This is a genomic window from Streptomyces macrosporus (genome assembly GCF_039533145.1).
In the GTDB taxonomy this organism is placed as follows: domain Bacteria; phylum Actinomycetota; class Actinomycetes; order Streptomycetales; family Streptomycetaceae; genus Streptomyces; species Streptomyces macrosporus.
Map to the genome: position 1 here is coordinate 82,179 of NZ_BAAASZ010000023.1, position 19,361 is coordinate 101,539.

Genomic DNA, 19,361 nt, shown 5'->3' on the forward strand with positions numbered 1-19,361 from the left:
AGCGATTCCCGGCGGTCTCGGGCGGCGAGGGCCGGGGGCCGGACGGGACGTCCGGCCCGGTGGGGCGGACGAGGCGCGGCCACGGTCCCGGAGGAGCCGCGGGGCACGCGGAACGGGCGGGGGAGGGGTGTTCAGCCCTCCGTCACCGAGCACGGGCACGGCTCGTCCGTCAGCTTCACCCCGTCCGGCAGGCCGTCCACGGTCAGCCGGCCGTCGCGCAGTTCGACGCGCACCCGCGCGTCACCGAGCGGCAGGTCCTCCACGCGCAGCGGTCCGAAGCGGGACGGCAGGGCCGGGGCGACGCGCAGCCGTCCGTGCGGCAGGCACGCCTCGGCGCCCAGGAGCACCCTCAGCAGGTGGAGCGGGGTGGCGGAGGCCCACGCCTGGGGCGAGCACGACGCCGGGTACGGCACCGGCCGGTCGTACTCGGCGCGGTCGAAACCGCACAGCAGCTCCGGCAGCCGTCCGCCGAACGCCGCCGCCGCGTCGAGCACGGCGCCGGCCACGCGCTGGGCGTGCTCGGTGAAGCCGTAGCGCATCAGTCCGGCGGCCGCGATGCCGCTGTCGTGCGGCCACACCGAACCGTTGTGGTAGCTCATCGGGTTGTACGCGGCCATGGAGGTGGCCAGGGTCCGCACCCCCCAGCCGCTGAACAGCTCGGGCGACAGCAGGTGTTCGGCGACCAGCGGCGCCTTGTCGGCGTCCACGATGCCGCTCCACAGGCAGTGGCCCATGTTGGAGGCCAGGGAGTCGACGGGCTGCTTGGCGCCGTCCAGCGCCATCGCGTACCAGCCCTTCTCGGGCAGCCAGAAGCGCTCGTTGAACCGGCGCTTGAGGTCCTGTGCCTTGGCCCGCCAGCGCGCGGCGCCCTCGGCGTCCCCGGCGTCCTCGGCCAGCAGGGCGCGCGCCAGATAGGCGGCGTGGACGTAGCCCTGCACCTCGGCCAGCGCGATCGGCGGCTCCGCGATCCGGCCGTCGGCGCTGTTGACGCCGTCCCAGGAGTCCTTCCAGCCCTGGTTGGCCAGGCCCCGGTCGGTGGCGCGCCGGTACTCCACGAACCCGTCGCCGTCGCGGTCCCCGTACCGCTCGACCCACTCCAGCGCCCGGTCGGCGTGCGGCAGCAGCGCCCGTACGGCGGCCGGGTCGGCGCCCCAGCGCAGCAGCTCGCCCAGCAGGACGACGAACAGGGGAGTGGCGTCGACGGTCCCGTAGTAGACGTTGCCGCCCAGCACCAGCGAGGCGTCCACGCCGAAGCGCAGCTCGTGCGGGATGCGGCCGGGCTCCTCCTCGGTCATCGGGTCCTCCCGACGGCCCTGGTAGCGGGCGAGGACCTGGGCGGTGCCGAGGGCCAGCCGCGGGTCGGTCGGCAGGGACATCAGGGCGGTGAGGATCGAGTCCCGTCCGAACAGCGCCATGAACCACGGGGCGCCGGCCGCCACCACCGGGGTGTCCGGCAGCTCCGGGTCGAAGATACGCAGCGCGCCCAGGTCGCGGCGGCTGCGGCGCAGCGTCGCCCCCAGCGCCTCGTCGCCCACCGACGCCTTGGGGCCGGTCTCCAGCCACTCGGTGTTCCGCACCACCGGCCCGGCCTGCTCCACCGGCCGCTCCAGCGGGAAGGACGTCGGTGTCTCGACCCCGTCCACCAGCGGGGTGACCAGGATGGACTTCTCCCAGGTGCCGCGCGGGGGCACGACGACCCGGAAGGTGAGCGAGCCCGGCGCGCTGATCGCGCCCTCGGCGGCGAGCCGGACCCCGCGGCTCTGCCCCCGCCACTGCCGCGACAGCGTCAGGACCCCGTCCCCGTGCTCCACGCCGTGCTGGCCCTGGAGGCGGACCCGGCCCTCCTTCACCTCGAACAGGTCGGCGAAGTCGGCCTCCGCGCGGAGGGTGAGGACACAGGCCGCGGCCTCGTTGCCGAGGTTGCGCAGCACCACGTCCTCGCGCATGCCGGCGCCGACGAACCTGCGGCGCTCGACCAGGAGCGTGGCCTCCGCCTGCCCCGGCCGGGGACGGGCACGGCCGAGGAAGACCGCCCGGTAGGGCTCGGGGACCATCACGGACAGCGGGTCGATCTCCTCGTCGTCCAGCCGCAACCGCCAGGAGGACAGGATGCGGGTGTCGCGGTAGAAGAGGCCCTGGGGCGTTCCGGAGGCGATGTCGCCACCCGGCTCGGACAGACAGAACGACGAACCTTCGATGAGCGTGACCGCGCCGGTGTCCACCCGCGCGGATTCTCCGGCGAAAGTCCACCCCTCCGCCATCGATCACCCTCCCACACAGTCGAACCTGGGCAGTCCCCTGCGAGCCGAAATGCGAAAGGCCCAACGGGAAAAGAGGAATCGCGGTGTCCTGATGGACCTTCCGGAACGATCACCAACTTTATAAGCCTGCACGCAAGTTTTCTGCAAGATTCCATGGCAGTGGAACGGCGTGGGAGAGGCTGAGGCACGGCCGACGGGCGCGGGACGCCGAACGGCGGGAGAATCGGGAGGATGAACGTGCCCGCGGGGGAGCGGGGTCCCTCAGGCCAGACCGTGCGCGGCGGCGAGACGGCGTCCGCGCTGCGCGACTTCCTGCGCACGGAGACCGGCAGCGCCGTCGTCCTGGTGGTGTCGGTGCTCGCCGCGCTCGGCTGGGCCAACCTCGGCCCCGCGTCGTACGAGGAGTTCTGGCGGATCCACCTGTCGGTGCGGGCCGGGCCCTACGGGGTCTCCCTGGAACTGCGCGAGTGGGTGAACAGCGGTCTGATGACGCTGTTCTTCTTCGTCGTCGGACTGGAGACGCGCCGCGAGTTCGACGTGGGCGAACTGCGCGAGCGCAGGCGCCTCACCCTGCCGCTGCTGGCCGGCGTCTGCGGCATGGTCGTCCCCGTGGCGGTCTACCTGGCCGTCAACGCGGGCCACGGCACGGCGTACGGCTGGGGCGCGGCCATGTCCACCGACACCGCGTTCGCGCTCGGCCTGCTCTCCCTGTTCGGCCGGCGCATGCCCGCGGGGCTGCGGATCTTCGTCCTGACCGTGTCCGTCGTCGACGACTTCGCGGCGCTCGGCGTCATCGCCCTGGCCTACAGCGGCCACGTCACCGTGCCCGCGCTCCTGGCCGCCCTGGGCGTCTTCGGCGCGGTCCTGCTGGTGCGGTCCTGGGGCGTGCGCCGGGGCGGGGTGTACGTGCTGCTCGCGGTGGCGCTGTGGCTCGCCCTGCTGGAGTCGGGGGTGGAACCGGTCGTCGCGGGCCTCGCGATGGGGCTGCTGACCTACGCCTACCCGGCGGCGCGCGGCGACCTGGAACGGGCCAGCGGCCTGTTCCGGCTCTTCCGCGAGCAGCCGACACCGGAGCTGGAGCGGTCCGTGCGGCTCGGCCTCGCCTCGGCGATCTCCCCCAACGACCGGCTGCAACGGATGTACCACCCCTGGAGCAGCTACGTCATCGTGCCGCTGTTCGCTCTCGCCAACGCGGGCATCACCGTGAGCGGCGAACGGTGGGCACAGGCGCTCGGCTCGCCCGTCACGCTGGGCGTCCTGCTCGGCTACACGCTGGGCAAGCCGCTCGGCATCCTCGGCGCCTCGGTGCTGGGCGCCCGGCTGAGCCGCGGCCGGCTGCACCCCTCGGTCGGCATGGGATCGGTCGCGGTGGGCGGCACCATCTCCGGGGTGGGCTTCACGGTGTCCCTGCTGATCGCCGCCATCGCCTTCGACGGCGCCCGGCTGGAGGAGGCGAAGATCGGCATCCTCGGCGCGGTGGTCTGCTCCTCCGCCCTCACCTGGCTGGTCGTCCGGGGCATCGGAGCCCTTCCGCGGCGCACGCGTCTGCGGGCCCTCCACGGCCGCGCCGAGGGCATCGTCGACCTCGCCGTGCCCGTCGACCCGGAACGGGACCACGTGCGCGGGCCCCGCCGGGCACCCGTGACGGTCGTGGAGTACGGCGACTTCGAGTGCCCGTACTGCGGGCAGGCCGAGCCCGTCGTCCGCGAGCTGCTGGCGAACGACGGGGACGTCCGCTACGTCTGGCGGCACTTCCCCCTCGACGACGTCCACGTCCACGCCCGGCTCGCCGCCGCGGCGGCCGAGGCGGCCGCCGCCCAGGGCCGCTTCTGGGAGATGCACAACCTGCTGTTCGCCCACCAGGACGCGCTACGCCCCTCCGACCTGCGTGGATACGCCGAGGAACTCGGTCTGGACGCCGACCGGTTCCACCGCGACCTCGGGGAGCGCGCCGGTGCCGCCCGGCTCGCCGCGGACGAGGAGTCCGCCGACCTCAGCGGGGTGTCCGGCACCCCGACCTTCTTCGTCAACGGACGGCGTTACCAGGGCGCCTTCGACATCGACGGCCTCACCGCCGCCGTACGGGCCGCGCGGGAGCGCGCCGCCCTGGCCCCGTAGACCCCCACGGACGGGGCGGACCCGCCACCCGACCGAGGGAGCGTCGTCCGCCGACGGGGGGACGGCGCCGGCCGGTCGCTTGCCCGGGGCGGGGCCGGTGCGGTGGCCTGGGCGGCGCGATCGCGTCCACCCCACCCTGTCCACCCCAGGAGATCCGTCATGTTCCCGCGCCCCCGTGCCACCGCCGCCGCGGCCGTCGCCGCGCTCCTCGCCATCGTGCCGGCGTCCGCGGCCCGTGCCGTCGCCGAGCCGTCACAGCCCCACGGCGAACTCATGCTGACCGTCTCCGACGCCGAGGACACCTGGACGCGGGGCGTGATGCTGACCTGTCCCGACCAGGGCGGGCCCCACCCCCGGGCGGCCGAGGCGTGCGCCGCCCTCGACCATGCGGAAGGGGAGTTCCGCGCGCTGTCCGGCCGCGACCGGAACTGCACCGCGCAACACGAGCCGGTGGTCGCCACCGCCTCGGGGACCTGGCGGGGCAAGTGGGTCAAGTGGAGGGGAGAGTTCCCCAACGCCTGCGCCCTCGCCCGGCAGACCGGGGTCATGTTCGACTTCTGAGCCGGACCTCCGGCTCCGGGCCGGCTCCGACCCCGGGACCGGGTCACGGGCGGGGCACACCGTGCCCCGCCCGACCGTTCAGCGGTCCCGCGCCGTCACCAGGCCCAGCGTGGCCAGTACCAGCACCACCCAGGCGAACCACAGCCACCCGTTGCCGCCCAGGGCGACGGAGTAGGCGGTCACCAGCACCAGGGCGGCCACGGTGGTCACCGTCATGGCCTTCGCCTTCTCCGGCAAGGTGCCCGCCCCTTTGGGCGTCCTCTCAGGCATCGCTCACACCCTCCTCCCGACGTCGCCGGCAGGCGGAACGGGCGGATCGGTGCCGTGCCGCCGCGCCGCGGCCGTGCGTCACGCGCCCGGCCGCGGCCACCGTGTCACCGGCCGCGGGCCTGGAGCGACGCCAGGTAGTCGTTGTAGGCCGTCAGCTCGCGGTCGCCGTCGCGGTCGGCGGCCCGGTCGCTCCGCCGAGCCTGCCGCTGTTCGGAGAAGTACCACTGGATGAGCAGCGCAATCAGCACGATGACCGACGGAATCTCGCTGAACGCCCAGGCGATGCCGCCCGCCGTCTGCTGGTCGTCGAGCGCGGTGACCCCGAGCGAGGCGGGCGGATGCGCGTACGTGGTCACCAGCGGCGTGCTGGCCATCATCAGCGCGATGCCGAAGAAGGCGTGGAAGGGCATGCCGGCGAACAGCTCCAGGATCCGCATCACGTAGCCGGGGCGGTGCGGGCCCGGGTCGGCTCCCATGATCGGCCAGAAGAAGACCAGCCCCACCGCCAGGAAGTGCACCATCATCGCGATGTGCCCGGGCTTGGAGCCCATCAGGAAGTCGAACAAGGGCGTGAAGTACAGCGCGTACAGGCTCGCGATGAACATCGGGATGGTGAACGCGGGATGCGTGATCACCCGCATGTACCGGCTGTGCAGCAGGGCCACCAGCCACTCGCGGGGGCCCTTGCGACCGCGCCCGGCGGTCGGGAGCGCCCGCAGCGCCAGCGTCACCGGGGCGCCCAGCAGCACCAGGATCGGCGACAGCATGCTGATCACCATGTGCTGCACCATGTGGACGCTGAACAGCACCATGCCGTAGTCGTTGAGCGCGGTGCACATCACCAGCGCGACCGTCAGCACGCCCAGCGCGAAGGAGACCGTACGGCCCACCGGCCAGGCGTCGCCGCGCCGCCGCAGCCGCACGACCCCCCAGCCGTAGAGCGCCAGCGCGAGCAGGCAGCCGATGAGGAAGAAGGGCTCGCCGGAGAACTCCAGACCACGTCCGAGGGTGAAAGGCGGAAGATCCGCCGTCATGCCGTGTCCGTCGTGGTCCATCCCTGACTCTCCCGGTTCGTGCCGATCCGCTCGAACCAGGGTAGAGCCGACCCCGCCCGGACCTCCGGGCGGGGTGGCGCGATCAGGCGGGCTGCGTGGCCGCCGCGATCCGCTCGGCGCGCAGCGCCTCGTACCAGCGGTCGTCCACCGGCGGGAGGGCGTTCACGTCCAGGGCCAGCTTGAGCAGCAGGTCCGCGATCTGCGGGTTCCTGGCCAGCACCGGCCCGTGCATGTAGGTGCCGAAGACGGTTTCGTTCCAGGCGCCCTCGGTTCCGTCGCCGGTGCCGTTGCCCTTGCCCAGCCGCACCCGGGCCAGCGGCCGGGCCGTCGGGCCCAGGTGCGTGATGCCCTGGTGGTTCTCGAAGCCGGTGAGCTGCGGCAGCCCCAGCCGCTCGTCGATGTCGGCCAGGACGTCGCCGACGCACCGCTCGCCCTCGCCGCGGGTGCTGACCACGTCCAGCAGACCGAGCCCGGGCTCGCGCTGCCCGAGGTCGTTGATGAACTCGTGTCCCAGGATCTGGTAGCCGGCGCAGACCGAGAAGACGATCGCGCCGTTGTCCACGGCCCGGGTCAGCCCGCCGTCGCGGCGCAGCCGCTCGGCGGCCAGCCGCTGCGGGCGGTCCTCGCCGCCGCCGATCAGGTAGATGTCCCCGGAGGTGGGGATCGGCTGGTCGGACCGGACGTCGATCCGGTGCACCGCCAGGCCGCGCTGCCGCGCGCGCCGCTCCACCACCAGTACGTTGCCCTGGTCGCCGTAGGTGCTCAGCAGGTCCGGGTAGACCCACACCAGGCGCAGGCCGCTCTCGTTCGTGCTCGCCATTCTCGCCATCTCTCCTGCCGTGTCGTCGGTGGGCTCGGGATCAGTTGCCGACGACGCGGCGCAGATCCTGGAACGCGGTGTAGTTGGCGATCGCCTCGATCCGGCCGGGCGGGCACTGCCGCACGGCCTCGGTGGCGTTCTCGCACACCTGGAAGTCCACCCCGGCGACCTCCAGCCGGACCGCCAGGTCCAGCTTGCGGTCGCCGATCACGCAGATGGGGTGCCCGGCCAGCCGGGAGTAGTCCACGTCCCACAGCCAGGAGGTGTCGGTGCCGTCCGCGCTCCGGGCGTTGACCGACAGGATGACGGGCGCGGGCGCGGGGTCGATCAGGGAGAAGGTCTCCAGCCAGCCCGCCGGGTTCTTCGCCAGCAGCAGCCGGAGCTCGCGTCCCTGGTAGGACACCACGTCGTAGCGCCCCGCCACGGCGGTCACCGAGTACATCCGCTCCAGCGCCACCTGCGGGGGGACGCCGAAGGCGGCGGCGACGGCCGCCGAGGTGGCGGCGTTGGCCTTGTTGGCGCGGCCGGGGAGCTGGAGGCGGATCGGCCAGGCCGATCCGTGCGGGTCCAGCACGTGGTCGCCCGAGAGCGCCCAGCTCGGGGCGGGGCGGCGGAATCCGCACTCCCCGCAGAACCAGTCGTCGCCGGGCCGCTGCATCACTCCGCCGCAGGCGGGGCAGGACCAGGCGTCGTCCTTCCACTCCTGGCCGGCGGCCACCCACACCACGTTGGGGGAGGAGGACGCGGCCCACACCACCAGCGGGTCGTCGGCGTTCGCCACGATCACGGCCTTGGAGCCGGAGAGGCCCTCGCGCCACTTCTCGGCCAGCATCCGGGTCTCGGCGGCGCGGTCGAGCTGGTCGCGGGAGAGGTTGAGCAGGGCGATGGCCTTGGGGGTCACGTCCCGGGCGACCGAGGCCAGGTACTTCTCGTCGACCTCGATGACGCCGTAGCGGGCGTCGCCGCCCCCGGCGAGCGCCGCGGTGATGCCGGCGGGCATGTTGGCGCCCAGCGCGTTGGAGACCACCGGACCGACGGCCCGCAGGGCCTCGGCGATCAGCCGGGTCGTGGTGGTCTTGCCGTTGGTGGCCGACACCAGGACGACGTCCAGGTTCTGGGCGAGTCGGGCCAGCAGGTCGGGGTCGAGTTTGAGAGCCACCTTTCCGCCGATCACCGATCCGCTGCCACGACCCGCGGCCCGTGACACCGCCGCCGCGGCCTTGCCCGCCGTCACGGCCAGCTTGGCCCGCGGCGGCAACGGCTCCGTGTTGCCTGCCATCGTTCTTGCTCCTCCTTGCCCCTGGATCGGGCCTCAGCCTACCGAGGTCCGTCCCGGGTCCCGAATCGCGCCACCCCCGAGATGATCACCCCGCGCGGACGGCGCGCGCGCCCTGGGCCGCCTTCCCCCGAAAGCTCCGCGTCTGTCCGCTCCGCGCGGCCGGTCGGCGGCTCGGTTCGGCGCGGGATTCCCCACGGGATCCGCACGAGACGGCCGCCGTTCGGCGGCGCCGGACCCGTCCGGTGTCGCGCGGCCGGTCAGAGGCCGGGGCCGTCCGCCCGGTCCTCCGCCGTGGCGAGACCACCCCACAGCAGGTCCGCCAGATGCCGCACCAGCCGCTCCCGGGGGCAGGGCCGTTCGCGCAGCCACCAGTCCCCGGCCGCGTGCATCATGCCGACGATGCCGTGGCCCCACACCCGGGCCCGCTCCTCGCCCTCGGGGCCGAGCTCGATGCGCTCGGCGACGACCGTGGCCAGCTCCTCGCCCAGCCGGCGCAGCAGGGGGGCCGCGTGCTGTCCGACGTCGAAGCCGCGGTCGCCGCCGGGGTCCTCGGCGGGGTGCATCAGGAAGCGGTAGACCTGCGGACGGGCCTCGATGGCGGCCAGGTAGGTGTCGAGGGCGGCCTCCACGCGCTCGCGCCGGTCGGTGGGCGCGTCCAGGGCGGCCCGCAGCGCGTCCACCAGGGCGTCGGTGTGCCGTACGGCCAGGGCGCGGTACAGCCCGCCCTTGTCGCCGAAGTGCCGGTAGAGGATGGGCTTGGTGATTCCGGCCTCGGCGGCGATGGCGTTCATCGAGGCGCCCGGGCCGTCGCGCAGCACCACGCGCTCGGCGGCCTCCAGCAGCTCCTTGCGGCGGCGTTCCGTGGTGCTGAGCCGGTCCTCCCGGTGTGTGGTCTCCATGCCTCCGCCTCCCCGACCCTGTGACGCCTCGCCTGCCCCTCCGCGCAACGTAACACCCGCCACCGGGGGACGGGCGGACCGAGCGCCGGAGGTTGACACCGGACTGGCCGGTAACATATTCCTGTTACCGCTAGTAACAATCGGATGGAGGGCTTCCATGGCGGAGTTCGCACTCGAGCTCAACGAGGACCAGAAGGCCGTGAGGGACTGGGTCCACGGCTTCGCCGCCGATGTCATGCGTCCCGCCGCCGCGGAGTGGGACGAGCGCGAGGAGACTCCCTGGCCCGTCATCCAGGAGGCGGCCAAGATCGGCCTGTACTCGCTCGACTTCTACGCCCAGCAGTACTTCGACCCCACCGGCCTGGGCATCCCCGTGGTCATGGAGGAGCTGTTCTGGGGCGACGCGGGCATCGGCCTGTCGATCGTCGGCACCGCCCTGGCGGCCGTCGGCGTGCTCGCCAACGGCACCGAGGAGCAGATCGGCACCTGGATCCCCCAGATGTACGGCGACGCGAACGACGTGAAGGTCGCCGCCTTCTGCTCCTCCGAGCCCGACGCGGGCTCGGACGTCTCCGCGATGCGCACCCGCGCGGTCTACGACGAGGCCAAGGACGAGTGGGTGATCAACGGCACCAAGACCTGGGCGACCAACGGCGGCATCGCCAACGTCCACGTCGTCGTCGCCGTCGTCGACCCCGAGCTCGGCGCCAAGGGGCACGCCTCCTTCGTCGTCCCGCCGAACACCCCCGGCCTGTCCCAGGGCCAGAAGTTCAAGAAGCACGGCATCCGCGCCTCCCACACCGCCGAGGTGGTGCTGGACGACGTCCGCGTCCCGGGCCACTGCCTGCTGGGCGGCAAGGAGAAGCTCGACGAGCGCCTGGCCCGCGCCCGCGAGAAGGCGAAGAAGGGCGGCGGCGAGCGCGTGAAGAACGCCGCGATGGCCACCTTCGAGGCGTCCCGCCCGGCCGTGGGCGCCCAGGCCGTCGGCATCGCCCGGGCCGCCTACGAGGTCGCCCTGGAGTACGCCAAGACCAGGGTGCAGTTCGGCCGCCCGATCATCGACAACCAGGGCATCGCCTTCCAGCTCGCCGACATGCGCACCCGCATCGACGCCGCCCGCCTGCTGGTGTGGCGGGCCTCGTGGATGGCGGCGGCGGGCAAGCCCTTCGAGGCCGCCGAGGGATCGATGTCCAAGCTGTTCGCCGGGGAGACCGCGAAGGCCGTCACCGCCCAGGCGATCCAGATCCTCGGCGGCAACGGCTACACCCGGGAGTACCCGGTGGAGCGCATGCACCGGGACGCCGCGATCTACTCGATCTTCGAGGGCACCAGCGAGATCCAGCGACTGGTCGTCGCCCGCACGATCTCGGGCATGCACATCCGCTGAACCTCCGCCGGGCCGCCGCCGGGAGGCGGTGGCGGCCCGGCCGGGCCTTCCGGCCGTACGGTGCCCACCGGCGAGACGGCGGGCACCGTACGGCCTCCACCTGCGGCGATCGCCCTCCGACACCCGCGCGGCACCGTTGCCGCAGGTCGGCCCCGCCGCGCTCCCCTGCCCGCCGGCAACGCCGGTCCGCCGGCGCCGCGGGCGTCCGCACCGCCGTCGACCGCGTCCGCTTCCGGCGCGCCCGACCCGTCTTCGGGTTTTCGGATTTTCGGGTTTTCATGATGGCGTGGGTCGAGGGTCACCCGACACGAGGGCGGCCATTCGAGGTGATCGTCTCGGCGCGAGCGGCGCGCCGAGACCGTTCCGGCCGCCTCGCCGCACCCTCGGAGGGGGGCCAACAGCCGCTGCTCAGAGGCCGTTTCGAGAGGTTGCGGCCGGGCAGTGGAACGGCCCGGGACTCCGGACGGCACAGAAGTGAACAAATTCACAGATACCGTCAGATCTCGCACCTGAGCCCGTTCTTGACGCACTATCCGTAGACAACGGCAAGTCCCCGCCACGGGGCGGGGCGCCCGGGCGGACGCCGAATCCTGCCGCCGCCCGGGTGAGAGACGGACCATGACGAATCGGCAGGAGCGGGAGACCCAAGCACGACGGGCCGCACACCACGCGGCCCTTGGGGTGAAGCCACCGAGGTGGCCGGGCAACTTCGCCAGCCCGAACCCGACAGGTCATCTTTCGCAGGCGGATGACGAAGGGTTGAACCATGTCCGCGTACCCGCGTATACCCGGACTCGTGTCCCGAGCGGCCGTCACCTCCGCCGTCACCGCGGCGACGCTCGCGGGAACGGCCTTGATCCCGGCCGCCACCCCCGACGCCGAGGCGCTGACGCCCGCGGGCAAGGCGCTCAAGGTCGCGGCCTCCAAGAAGGGGGCGCCCTACCAGTACGGCGCCGCCGGGCCGAACCGCTTCGACTGCTCGGGACTCACCCAGTACTCGTACAAGAAGGCGGGCAAGAAGCTGCCGCGCACCGCGGCGGCCCAGTACAACCGCACCAAGCACATCACCGCCAAGTCCCGGAAGAAAGGCGACCTGGTGTTCTTCCACTCCGGTGGAAGCGTCTACCACGTCGGCATCTACGCCGGTGACGGACGGGTCTGGCACTCCCCGAAGCCGGGGAAGACCGTCCGCAAGGAGAAGATCTGGACCAAGAGCGTGCGGTACGGGCGCGTGAAGTGATCCCGGACCGGGCTCGACGGCCCCGGTGACGGGGCGCCGCGGACACCCGTCCGCGGCGCCCCGTCGGCGTGTCCGGCCCGATTCGGCTCTCGGCGATTCCGCCCGGGGCGTGAAGCCGTTCCGCCGCGCTGCCCGGGCGGGCAGGCTCGCCCCATGAGACTTCTGATACTGGGCGGAACGGAGTTCGTCGGTCGGGCGGTCGCCGAGGAGGCGTCGGCCCGCGGCCGGCGGGTGACCGTCTTCCACCGGGGACGGCACGCCGCGCCTCCCGGCGTCGCGGAACTGCTGGGCGACCGCACGGCCGACGGCGGCCTGGACGCCTTGGAGAAGGCGGCCGGGGACGGCGGCTGGGACGCCGTGGTCGACACCTGGAGCGGCGCGCCCTCCGCGGTGCGCGACGCCGCCGAACTCCTGGCCCCGCACGTGCGGCACCACGTCTACGTCTCCAGCCGCTCGGTGTACGCCGACCCCGTTCCGGCGGGCCTGGACGAGAACGGCCCGGTGGTCGACGCCTCGCCCGACGACGAGAGCGGCGCCGACTACGCGCGGGCCAAGAGGGGAGGGGAGCTGGCCGCCCTCGCCGCCTTCGGCGACCGGGCGCTGCTGGTGCGGGCGGGACTGATCCTCGGCCCCCACGAGAACATCGGACGGCTGCCGTGGTGGCTGCTGCGCGTCGCCCGGGGCGGCGAGGTCCTGGCGCCCGGCCCCCGCGACCTCCCCCTGCAGTACGTGGACGCCCGCGACCTCGCCGGCTGGACGCTGGACGCCGTCGAGCGCGGGCTGGGCGGCCCGTACAACGTGGTGAGCCCGCCCGGCCACACCACCATGGCCGAACTGCTGGAGAGCTGTGTGCGCGTCACCGGCTCCGGGGCCGAACTGCGCTGGACCGAACCGGAGACCGTTCTCGCGGCGGGGGCGCTGCCCTGGACGGACCTGCCGATCTGGATCCCGCCGGGCGAGGCGCACGACGCCCTCCACCAGGGGGACGTCTCCCAGGCCGTGGCGGCGGGGCTGCGCTGCCGGCCCGTCGCCGAGACGGTGGCCGACACCTGGGCCTGGCTGCGCGGCCTGGGCGGCGAACCGCCCCGGCGCCCCGACCGCCCCCGGCTCGGTCTGGCACCGGAGAAGGAGGCGGAGATCCTGCGGTCGGCGGATCGGTAGCCGGCCGGGCGACTACCGTTCGGGGCGGCGGGCCGGCCGGGCGTCACGGCCTCGCGGACCTCCGTCGGCCCGGACGGGCGGGGCTCCTCGCCGCCTCCGTGACCCGTCCCCGTGGCCCGGTGCCCCGCGCGAGGAACGCCGCGAGGGACGCGAGGTCCGCCGTGTTCAGCCCTCCCGGTCCGTCCGCCGGGCCGCGTGGTGCTCCAGGACCTTCCCCAACAGCCGTGTGAGCCGGTCCCGCTCGTCCGCCGAGAGCCCGGCGAGCAGCTCGTCCTGCGCCCGGCCCAGGGCCTCGTCGAGCCGGGCGAGCTGCCGGAGTCCGGCCGGGGTGATCGTGACGATGTTGCGCCGCCGGTCCGCCGGGTCCGAGGAGCGCGTCACCTGCTCCCGCTCGGCGAGCTCGTTGAGCGCGGCGACGACGTCGCTGCGGTCGATGCCGCAGCGGCGGCCCAGCTCCGCCTGGCTGGCGGGGCCGTACTCCTCCAGGGCCGAGAGCAGGGCGTAGTGGTGGTTGCGCGCGTCGGCGGAGGCGAACGCCCCCCACACCAGCCGGTGGGCGTGCGCCGTCGTCTGCGACAGCAGCCAGCTCGGCGTGTTCCTCAGCCGGGCGGGAGCGGCGTGGTAGGCCGTCGTGTCCATGCGGCGAGCCTAGCAAGGCCGTTGGTGCCGCCCACGGAATCGGGACGGCCGAAAGAGCGACCCGGATGGACCGGACCGGACTGTGACCATCGCCCGCACCGGGGTACAGGTGGGGCTATGAGCACTGAACGGATGGAAGAGAGCGCGAACCTGGTCGAGGTCGAACTCCCCGACTGCACTCCCTCGAACGCCGCGGCCGTCTTCGCCGTGCTGAGGTCCGCGTTCCCGCGGTCGCCTCAATTGGGGGACGGCCACGACCGGGCCGAGGGAGACGGGGAGGAGCGGCGGAGGTTCTGGGTCGGCACGGTCGACGTCGGCACGCACGGCGACGTGGAGTGCTCCCTGGAGCTGAAGGAGCCGACCGAGGCCGACATCAGCGGCAGCCCCGACGCGGTGCGGCAGGTCCGGGACGCGCTGGCCGGCTTCTACGACGTGACGGCCGAACCCCGGATCTCCGGCGACCAGGAGGTGGAGGTGCGGCTGCGGCTCACCCAGCGGTGACCGGACGCGGCGCGGGCGGACGTCCCGCCGGTGGGCACCGCCGCGGACCGGCCGTACCCGGCCGTACGGCGCCCTTCGAGCCGGCGGCGGACACGGAGCGTGTCGCCCCGTCGGGCGTCGGGGCCCTCCCGCGCGTTCTCTCCCGGACCCCGCCGGGACCCGCGGGGAGCAGGGAGGACGCCGAGGGCCCGGCCGAGGGCCGGAGGGAAACTCCCGATCATTCCCGCGCCGCTGTTCCGGCGAAGTGCTCACATCACGCGAGATTCCGTTCCCTTTCCGTCAATAGAAGTCGGATGTGGGCAGACGCTCCTCGTCGGTGAACACCGAGCGTAATGTCGTGCTGCCACCTTGATTCTCCCAGTACGAAGGGGCGGCACCACGTGGCCGTATGGAACGGCGCAACCGACCACACCATCGCCGTGGAGAGGCTGAGGCCGGGGGACCACGCCTTCGTCGGGTACGCGGGCGAGCCGCTCTGGCAGGGGTTGGCGGCCTTCACCCACGACGGACTGGTCCGGGGGGAGAAGGTGCTCCTCTTCCCCGACCCGGCCCTCCCCAGGGAGGAGGTCGACCACCGACTGCTCTCCTGCGTGCCGCCGGCCGAGACGGCCCTCGCCCGCGGCCGGCTCCGCTACGGCAGCATCCGGTCGCTGATCCGCCCGGACCGGGAGTTCACCCCCGAACGGCAGACGAGACGGCTGCGGGAGGAGACCGAACGGGCTGTCCGGGAGGGCTACGCGGGCCTGCGCGCCTACATCGACATGGCCTGGGTGCGGGACCTCGGCGCCGACATCGAGACGGTGATGCACCGCGAGTCCCACGCCGGACACCTCTTCGCCGACGGCCGGTACACGGAGGTCTGCGCCTACGACCGGCGCCGTTTCGACGACGCGGTGCTCACGGCCATGCGGAAGGCCCACCCGGTCGACCTGCTGGAGAGGCCCGGCGACCTCGCGGCCGTGTGCGGGGCGGACGAGGTCAGGCTCGTCGGCGACGCCGACCTGGCCACGCGCGAGGAGTTCCGCGCGGCACTGCGGACGGTGCCGGTCGGGGACGGCGACGCCCCGCCGGTGCGCGTGGACCTGTCGGAGCTGTGCTTCCTGGACATCGGCTGCGCCGCGCTGCTGCTCCGCCACGCCGCCACCGGCACCCGCCGGGTGGAGGTGCGGTGCGGGGCCGCCCAGGCCGATCTCCTCCGCCGACTGGGATCGTCCACCCTGGGAAACCTCGTCGTGACCGAGGTGTGACGGACACGGCCCCGCACCCTGCCGCGCGCGAGGCGGAACGGGGCACGTCCGGTGGACGGCCCGGGGCGCACGGATGGTTAGGCTCGGACGCGGAGGTGTCCCATGCCCAACGAGCGGGATCGGCTACTGGCCGCGGTCGACGCCCTGTTGACCCGCCCGAACGAACTCCCACCACCGGCCGAGCGCAAGCGGCTGCGCACGGCCGCGGGAGTGACCCAGGGCGAACTGGCGGACGTGTTCGGCGTGCGGCGGGAGACCGTGGCCGGCTGGGAGACCGGCCGCAGCGAACCGCGTCCGCCCAAGCGGGAGGCGTACGCGCGGCTGCTGGAGGGCTGGGCCGCCAGGTACCCGGCCGAGGCGGGAGACCCCGGCCCGGAGCGGGCCCCGGCACCGGCCCCCGAACCGATCACGGCCGCGTCCGCCGCACCCGCCACCCCCGCCGTGGCCGAGGCGGACCGCACCGGGGACGGCGGACTCGTCACCGGTGAGCCGCGTCCGTGCGTGCTGTGCGGAAAGCCGACGCCCTACCGCGCGGCCGGACGACCCCAGCACATCGGCGGCTTCTGCCGCACCGCCCCCGCGCACGCCCCTGCCCCCGCCTCCGCTCCCGCTCCCGCCGCGCCCGTACCGGCGTCCGTCCCCGCCCCCACCACCCCACCCGCCCCCGCTCGCGCCCCGGTCACCTCCCCGGCCCGGATCGCCGCGCCCACGCCGCGGCGTCCGGCGCCGACACCGTCCGCGCGGCGCGCTCCCGCCCCCGCGTCCGCCTCCGTGGCGCCCGACGCCCGTTTCCCGAGCGGCCCGCTCGCCGTCCTGGACGGGGACGGCACCGCCCACCTCGCCGACGGCCGGACCCTCGACTGCCCGGCACGCACCGTCCCGGAGCTGGTGGACTGGGCGCTGACCGACGCCGGACTCGGCGCACCACGACTGCACCGCTCCGGCCGGGACGCCGACCCGCTCGTCGTCCTCACCGACACCGCGACCGAACGCCTCGGCCTGCCCGCGGAGCTGACGGACCGCCGCGGCCTGCGCCTGCCCGACACGCATCCCGTCGTGCGCGGGCTGACCAAGGCCGGGTGGCGGCTCACCCGGCGCGGCTTCGGCCCCTGGGCGCGCGTCCACCGGCCCGCGGAGGGCGGGCGGCGCCGGTGCGTGCAGCTCGCCGTCCTCCCCTGGGGCGCGCTGGACCCCCGTTCCTGGGGCGACGCCGCCGGCTTCCCGCCGGACGAACTGGCCCGGACCCTGGGCGCCTACGCCGCCCGCGTCCTCACCCCCTGCGGCTCCACCGCCGTCTGCGGCCTGGAGCTGATGACCAGCGTGCGCCCGCCGACCCGCGCGGTGCGCGAGCCGGCCACCGGCGCGTGGGTGTCCGCCCCGGTGCCCGGCTCCCTCACCGCCCCCGTGGACCCCGCCCCGCCCGAGGCCCCCGACGAACACCCCGTCGCCGCCGGCCGCGCCGCCACGGACGTCCTGGACGAGGAGGCGTACGAGTGGGTCCGCGACCCGGACCTGGTCACCGACGACGAGCGCGCCCGTCCCTGGGCCGTCGGCATCGACGTCAACACCGCGTTCCTCGCCGCCGCGAACCGGCTGACGGTGGGTCTGGGCCCGGCCGTCCACGTCACCGCCCCCGACTTCGACAGGAAGCTGCCCGGCTGCTGGCTGGTCGACCTCTCGCACGTCGACCTCGACCCCCGGCTGCCGAGCCCGTTCACCCCGCACGGCGGTCGCCCGCGGGGCCCGGCCTGGTACGCCACCCCCACCGTCGCCTACGCCGTCGAGCTCGGCGCCGAGGTCCGGCCCGTGGAGGCGTGGGTGCGGCCCGAGTGCGGCCCGTACCTGGACCCGTGGCACGCCCGGCTGCGCACCGCCTACCTGGAGACGATGGCCGCCCTGGGCGTCACCGCCGACCTCGACGAGGCCGGCTACCTCGCCGCCATGGAAGGCCACAAGGACGCCGACCGCGGCCAGGCCGCCGTGCTGTCCGCCGTCAAGGCCACCGTCAAGGGCGGCATCGGCAAGCTCCGCGAGCGTCCCCAGGGCCTCGGCTACCGGCCCGGCGAGCGGTGGCCCGCGCTGGAGCGCCCCACCTGGCGTCCCGACATCCGCGCCGCCGTCATCGCCACCGCCCGGGTCAACATGCACCGCAAGATGGTCAGGACCGCGGCCGCCGCCGGGCTGTACCCGCTCGCGGTGCTGTCGGACTGCGTCGTCTACCCCGGCACGGGCCCCTCCCCGCTGGACGTCCTGCCCCGCGCGGAGGACGGCAGGCCGGCGCCGGGCACGTTCCGGCTCGGCGTCTCGCCGGGCATGGTCAAGCACGAGGGCACCCGGCCCCTGGCCTGGGCCCTGGAGTTGATGGAGGCCGGTCACAACCCGGCCCGCCACATCAAGGACGGCGTGGACGCCGTCGCCGAGGGGGAGTGATCGGTGGGGAAGATCGCCGACGGGCTGGAGGCGGCCGACCGGAACGTCTTCACCCGGCCCATCCCGAAGTCCGCCGGCGCGCGGATGCGGTTCCTGGTGCGGCAGGCCAAGGGCTCCACCAAGGCCGTCGCCCGGCGGCTGGGCGTCTCCCAGCGCACCGTCCAGCGCTATGTGGCCGGGCAGCGCAAGCACCCGCCCAAGGCCCTCGCCGAGGCGCTGGAGCGCGAGGTCCGCAAGGAGTGGCAGCCGCGGGTCCGTCGACGCGCCGAGAAGAGGGCCGCCACCAGCACGGGAATCGCCGTCGAGGCCCGCGCCCGCTTCGGCTTCACCGCCGCGCCCGGCTCCACCGACGACGGCCGGATGCGCCGCATCACCCAGCAGCTCCCGCCCGTGTACGCGCGGCGCCTGTTCGACGCGCGGGCCGCCGGGGCGAGCGAGCGGGAACTGCGGGACATCGTCGCCGAGGGCCTGCAGGAGGTCTACTTCAAGGACGGCGGTCGCCGGGCGCCGGGCCTCGTCGTGGAGTTCACCGACATCGACTACGTGGAGATGAGCTACTAGGGACACCCGGGGCGCTTTCCGGGGCGCTCGGCCGATCGGGTGGAATGGGCCGGTGACACAGAGGACACAGACCATCGTTCCCCGCGTGCTCCACGCCCCCGGTCTCGTGCTGCGGCCACTGGAGGAGACCGACGAGCCGGCCGTCGCCGAGGCACTGCGCGACGCCGAGATCCTCCGCTGGGCCACCGGCAGCGCGGTGGCCCGCGCCCCCGAGGCCGAGCGCGCCCGCACGTGGCTGCGCCCCCGCATCGCCGGCTGGGCGAACGGCACCGCCTTCTTCGCCGTCACCGACGGAGCCGACGGCACCCTGCTCGGCTCCGTCGGCGTCCGCGAGGTGAACCGGCTGCCGGACCAGGCGGTCGTCACCTACTGGGTGGCGGCGCGCGCCCGCGGCCGAGGGGTGGCGGCACGGGCCCTGGACGCGGCGAGCCGCTGGGCGTTCGCCGCCCGCGAGGACGGCGGGCTCGCGCTGCACCGCCTCTCGCTCGACCACGCGCTGGTCAACCCGGCCTCGTGCCGGGTGGCGACCCGGGCGGGGTTCCGGCTGGAGGGCACCATGCGGGACTTCTACGTCGACACGGCCGGTCGGCGGTACGACTCGCACCTGCACGCCCGGCTGGCCACGGATCTCGGAGAGGAGGCGGGAACGCGCCGGCCCGCGGCCTCCGGCGCGTGAGCGGCCCGTCGACCAAATCCCCCACCGTAGCCGCCGGACCCGGCCGGTGCCGGAAGTTGTCCGGTCGTGAGTGGCGCTGAGCCCGGTGCGGGGAAGGGGCCGTACCTCCTGGCGGCCGGAGAGCGCGGACGGTGCGGGAGCGGCTCCCGCACCGTCCGTACCCGGCACGGACCCCTCCGCGGCGGCCGAGGCGGCCGCGGGTCCGTACGGCATCCCCGGGTCGGCGGCGCCCTGCCCTGTCGGCCCGCCCCGCAGT

17 protein-coding genes and 1 riboswitch are annotated in these 19,361 nt (G+C 74.3%); of the genes, 10 read left to right on the top strand and 7 right to left on the bottom strand.

Features of this window, described 5'->3' with window-relative positions:
- Positions 1-131: 131 nt before the first annotated feature.
- Positions 132-2,222: an amylo-alpha-1,6-glucosidase gene (locus ABD335_RS15860; protein WP_344323284.1), complete on the bottom strand. Its 2,091-nt coding sequence runs from the start codon at positions 2,220-2,222 to the stop codon at positions 132-134.
- Positions 2,223-2,492: 270 nt separating this feature from the next.
- On the opposite strand from ABD335_RS15860, the gene nhaA reads away from it, so the two are divergent.
- Positions 2,493-4,379: a Na+/H+ antiporter NhaA gene (gene nhaA, locus ABD335_RS15865; protein ID WP_344323286.1), complete on the top strand. Its 1,887-nt coding sequence runs from the start codon at positions 2,493-2,495 to the stop codon at positions 4,377-4,379.
- Between the two features lie 159 nt (positions 4,380-4,538).
- Positions 4,539-4,940 carry an SSI family serine proteinase inhibitor gene (locus tag ABD335_RS15870; RefSeq protein WP_344323288.1) on the top strand — a complete coding sequence of 134 codons (402 nt, stop codon included), beginning with the start codon at positions 4,539-4,541 and terminating at the stop codon, positions 4,938-4,940.
- Positions 4,941-5,018: 78 nt separating this feature from the next.
- On the opposite strand, the gene ABD335_RS15875 is transcribed toward ABD335_RS15870, so the two are convergent.
- The 5 genes from ABD335_RS15875 to ABD335_RS15895 all read right to left on the bottom strand — a co-directional run bounded on the left by ABD335_RS15875 (position 5,019) and on the right by ABD335_RS15895 (position 9,263).
- Positions 5,019-5,210 carry a hypothetical protein gene (locus ABD335_RS15875; protein WP_344323569.1) on the bottom strand — a complete coding sequence of 64 codons (192 nt, stop codon included), beginning with the start codon at positions 5,208-5,210 and terminating at the stop codon, positions 5,019-5,021.
- Between the two features lie 104 nt (positions 5,211-5,314).
- Positions 5,315-6,265 (bottom strand): cytochrome c oxidase assembly protein, encoded by a 951-nt coding sequence (locus ABD335_RS15880; protein WP_344323289.1) that lies wholly within the window; start codon positions 6,263-6,265, stop codon positions 5,315-5,317.
- A gap of 82 nt (positions 6,266-6,347) precedes the next feature.
- Complete coding sequence (locus ABD335_RS15885) at positions 6,348-7,085, bottom strand: type 1 glutamine amidotransferase (RefSeq protein ID WP_344323291.1); 738 nt, start codon at positions 7,083-7,085, stop codon at positions 6,348-6,350.
- Between the two features lie 40 nt (positions 7,086-7,125).
- Complete coding sequence (locus tag ABD335_RS15890) at positions 7,126-8,364, bottom strand: MurT ligase domain-containing protein (protein WP_344323293.1); 1,239 nt, start codon at positions 8,362-8,364, stop codon at positions 7,126-7,128.
- A gap of 257 nt (positions 8,365-8,621) precedes the next feature.
- Positions 8,622-9,263: a TetR/AcrR family transcriptional regulator gene (locus tag ABD335_RS15895; RefSeq protein WP_344323296.1), complete on the bottom strand. Its 642-nt coding sequence runs from the start codon at positions 9,261-9,263 to the stop codon at positions 8,622-8,624.
- Between the two features lie 157 nt (positions 9,264-9,420).
- Between ABD335_RS15895 and ABD335_RS15900 the strand changes: the two genes are divergently transcribed.
- The 3 genes from ABD335_RS15900 to ABD335_RS15910 all read left to right on the top strand — a co-directional run bounded on the left by ABD335_RS15900 (position 9,421) and on the right by ABD335_RS15910 (position 13,051).
- Positions 9,421-10,650 (top strand): acyl-CoA dehydrogenase family protein, encoded by a 1,230-nt coding sequence (locus ABD335_RS15900; protein ID WP_344323298.1) that lies wholly within the window; start codon positions 9,421-9,423, stop codon positions 10,648-10,650.
- Positions 10,651-11,259: 609 nt separating this feature from the next.
- Positions 11,260-11,413, top strand: a riboswitch (cyclic di-AMP (ydaO/yuaA leader).
- A 3-nt stretch (positions 11,414-11,416) separates the two neighbouring features.
- Positions 11,417-11,890: a C40 family peptidase gene (locus ABD335_RS15905; RefSeq protein ID WP_344323300.1), complete on the top strand. Its 474-nt coding sequence runs from the start codon at positions 11,417-11,419 to the stop codon at positions 11,888-11,890.
- Positions 11,891-12,043: 153 nt separating this feature from the next.
- A complete protein-coding gene (locus ABD335_RS15910; protein ID WP_344323302.1) occupies positions 12,044-13,051 on the top strand; it encodes an NAD-dependent epimerase/dehydratase family protein in 1,008 nt (335 codons plus the stop codon).
- Positions 13,052-13,216: 165 nt separating this feature from the next.
- Here ABD335_RS15910 and ABD335_RS15915 read toward each other — a convergent pair whose 3' ends face one another.
- Positions 13,217-13,690 (bottom strand): MarR family winged helix-turn-helix transcriptional regulator, encoded by a 474-nt coding sequence (locus tag ABD335_RS15915; RefSeq protein ID WP_344323304.1) that lies wholly within the window; start codon positions 13,688-13,690, stop codon positions 13,217-13,219.
- 117 nt (positions 13,691-13,807) lie between these two features.
- Between ABD335_RS15915 and ABD335_RS15920 the strand changes: the two genes are divergently transcribed.
- From ABD335_RS15920 to ABD335_RS15940, 5 genes are all read left to right on the top strand, one after another.
- Positions 13,808-14,191, top strand: coding sequence for a hypothetical protein (locus ABD335_RS15920; RefSeq protein WP_344323307.1), 384 nt, complete (start codon positions 13,808-13,810; stop codon positions 14,189-14,191).
- 380 nt (positions 14,192-14,571) lie between these two features.
- Positions 14,572-15,438, top strand: a complete 867-nt coding sequence (locus ABD335_RS15925; RefSeq protein ID WP_344323309.1) for an MEDS domain-containing protein — start codon at positions 14,572-14,574, stop codon at positions 15,436-15,438.
- Between the two features lie 102 nt (positions 15,439-15,540).
- Positions 15,541-17,868, top strand: a complete 2,328-nt coding sequence (gene tap / locus ABD335_RS15930) for a telomere-associated protein Tap (protein ID WP_344323311.1) — start codon at positions 15,541-15,543, stop codon at positions 17,866-17,868.
- Positions 17,869-17,871: 3 nt separating this feature from the next.
- Positions 17,872-18,429, top strand: a complete 558-nt coding sequence (tpg, locus tag ABD335_RS15935; protein WP_344323313.1) for a telomere-protecting terminal protein Tpg — start codon at positions 17,872-17,874, stop codon at positions 18,427-18,429.
- Between the two features lie 52 nt (positions 18,430-18,481).
- Positions 18,482-19,105, top strand: a complete 624-nt coding sequence (locus ABD335_RS15940) for a GNAT family N-acetyltransferase (RefSeq protein WP_344323314.1) — start codon at positions 18,482-18,484, stop codon at positions 19,103-19,105.
- The last annotated feature ends 256 nt before the right edge of the window (positions 19,106-19,361 follow it).